4 protein-coding genes are annotated in these 2,795 nt (G+C 38.1%); 3 read left to right on the forward strand and 1 reads right to left on the reverse strand.

Features of this window, described 5'->3' with window-relative positions; genetic code table 11:
* Window positions 1-151 precede the first annotated feature (151 nt).
* On the forward strand, window positions 152-529 hold the full coding sequence (locus V6C71_08425) for a hypothetical protein (protein HEY9768523.1): 378 nt from the start codon (window positions 152-154) through the stop codon (window positions 527-529).
* 110 nt (window positions 530-639) lie between these two features.
* On the opposite strand, the gene V6C71_08430 is transcribed toward V6C71_08425, so the two are convergent.
* On the reverse strand, window positions 640-801 hold the full coding sequence (locus tag V6C71_08430; protein ID HEY9768524.1) for a hypothetical protein: 162 nt from the start codon (window positions 799-801) through the stop codon (window positions 640-642).
* A gap of 777 nt (window positions 802-1,578) precedes the next feature.
* Between V6C71_08430 and V6C71_08435 the strand changes: the two genes are divergently transcribed.
* Window positions 1,579-2,220, forward strand: coding sequence for a class I SAM-dependent methyltransferase (locus tag V6C71_08435; protein ID HEY9768525.1), 642 nt, complete (start codon window positions 1,579-1,581; stop codon window positions 2,218-2,220).
* Between the two features lie 183 nt (window positions 2,221-2,403).
* Window positions 2,404-2,574: a hypothetical protein gene (locus V6C71_08440; GenBank protein HEY9768526.1), complete on the forward strand. Its 171-nt coding sequence runs from the start codon at window positions 2,404-2,406 to the stop codon at window positions 2,572-2,574.
* The last annotated feature ends 221 nt before the right edge of the window (window positions 2,575-2,795 follow it).

Here is a 2,795-nt window from a genome sequence, read left to right on the forward strand (position 1 = left end):
CCAGATAACCCGTGCTTGACGATATCTGTAGAATTACAATCTGGACAAATTATAGCGATAAAAACAGTCATTGATAATATTTGAATAGTTAATTTATCCCTTTAAGATATCATTTTAACCACAGATTTACAACACTACCATAAACAAGACAGTGACTAGTCTGCTGAAGTTGTATCCCTCTGAAAAAGTAGAAAATGCGCTCGCCCTATTGAAGGCTAGGAAAAGAGAACAACACATACCGAATCCTTCGGGATATTTTGTATCGGCATTAAAAGGAGATTGGGGCAGTAAAACTTTAGTTAGCGATCAAAGGTGCGATCGCGGTTGTGAAGAAATAGACAAAGCTGCCATTTTTAGACATTGGTATGATTTGGCGCGAGAGTTGGGCTATTGTTCGGGTCAGGAGGTAAGAGAAGGAAAACAATGGATCTGTCTATCTGGAGCGTGGGAATCCTGGGAGAAAGCGATCGCCAGAGGATATTCACTTTCCTACCTGAAGAAAATAATAAAGCGCAATCAGAGGCAGTGAAAAGCTAGGAATTAATCATCCAGCCTTGAAGGTCAGCAACGGAGTCAGTAAGCAAAAAAAATTCTTCTAGTAGAAGATAATGCGTATGGGGCATCGTAGTAAAAAGGCAATTATTCCCTCTGGAATAGAGATTGATTTTTTACCAGCTTATTCTCCAGAGTTATATGTTCTAAAGCACTAGCTTCGCTTCGCGCTACGCGATCGCTACGAGAGCAAGGGTTTACACTTCTACCTAAACGTGGCAAAGGCAGCCATAGGGTTCTGTTGTGCAAAAAATTTAAATGGACAGAAAAAATCTGTAAGCAACTAATTTTTTAGACAGCAATTCCAAAGAGAGAATGAATAAAATCTCTCTGTCCTAAAATATCCTCTTTAGCAATATTTTGAACTTGACCTAAACGCAATGGCATTCATGATTTCATATCCTTTTATTGTTCGCCATGCTGTATTGTAATACTGAAAATATGATTTATATTTAGCTAACTTTTTGGGGAATCTGTGGTCTTGTTCGATCATATTATTCAGATATTTTTTCTGTCTTAAATCACATTTATTAGAGAGAATGCCTTCTTCCTTGAGTTCTTTAATAGCTGCGGGAAGCGTATTTAAGATACCAACGAACGCAGAGTAAAATAACTTCTCCTTGAAAATGTTTCCATTTAAATGGCTGCTTTGAGTTCATCCGATCTAGTAGTAAATTGAGACTTGATAATACTACAGGTTTGTCTCAAGTTTTTGCAACACAACCAATAATGCAGTTTCTGACTAATCTTTGCAAAAGTTGAAAATTTTAGCTGTGTTGCTAAACGACTGAAAAGCATACATGACAAAAATTATAGCGATTATTGATTAAAAACTATTTTTATAGTCTCAAACACTCTTTAGCTGCAAAATGTTTCAAAATATTAAAAATTGCCCCTCATAGCAGCTTCGCGCTTATCTTCCCCGTATTGATTGTTCTGCTCATTATTTGCGACACAACCCATTTTCGCAAGTTATTATTTGATATAATTAAGCGCAGGAAACATTACAGATATAAAAACTAAGTAATGGTAGAGTCTAAACCTCAAGTCAAAAGCGGTTACTTTAAGAGTAGCTATGATTCTCGCGATCGCTTCTGCTCCTACTGGTATCAAATCCAGGAAACAATGAATGCGATTGGAAGTGAAGGACGGGTTCTTGAGATTGGTCCAGGTAATCGCTTCCTAACAGATTACCTGCTGAAACGCGGCATCTGCGTAGAGACACTCGATCTTAGAGAAGGGAATAAACCTGACTATATTGGCAGTGTGAATAAGATTCCACTAGCTGACCAATCTTTTGAGTTAGTTGCTTGCTTTCAAGTCCTTGAACACTTAACGTTTGAACACTTCTCTAACTCGTTGAAGGAAATGGCACGGGTAGCAAGCAAGCAAGTGGTATTTTCCGTACCAGATGTACGATATGTCATTGAAATTGACTTTTCGTTTTTATCCAGAGATAGACGCCTGCAAACGACACTCTCATTTCCTAGAATAACTAAAGGCGGGGAAATGACGAAACATCATTTTTGGGAAATTGGACGACCTGGTTATCCACTTGCCAAAATTCTTAGCTCCTTCCCACCAGAGTTACGGCTCAGAAGAGCATATCGTGTTCCTGGAAATCCTTATCACCATATGTTTGTATGTGATACCTATCGTGCTGGATAATCAGGATACCCCGCGCACGGTTGTGTTGCAAAAACTTTGGGGTAATGTTGTCGATTTGTTGTCTGCCTCTAAATTGGTAGTCCAAATTTGTAGTGATTGATGAACAGCCCAATCACTAATAGGACTTTGAAAGAAACTACCTTTTAAATTACTGCAAAAGCAGTGGCGATCACGCTGTGAGTAATGGCTAACATCGGCGGTAAAGAGTGGAGTTACTTTACCAGTTTGAGTTTGGAGAGAGCGATCGTCAGTTATCTAGCTCACTGGTTCTGTTGCAAAAACTTGAGACAAACCTGTAGTATTATCAAGTCTCAATTTACTACTAGATCGGATGAACTCAAAGCAGCCATTTAAATGGAAACATTTTCAAGGAGAAGTTATTTTATTCTGCGTTCGTTGGTATCTTAAATAGTAAGTATTCAGGTATCAAAAAAAGATAAATAGTTGCAACCGAGAAGAAAACTGGGTAATGTAACGATAGGATGAGCCAAAAACCAGAGTTGAACAATCAAGAGCAGTTAAACCAGTTGTCAAAAAAAGAACTGGTACAAATAATATTGGCTCAACAAAAAATT

The sequence above is a fragment of the Coleofasciculaceae cyanobacterium genome (assembly GCA_036703275.1).
GTDB lineage: Bacteria > Cyanobacteriota > Cyanobacteriia > Cyanobacteriales > Xenococcaceae > Waterburya.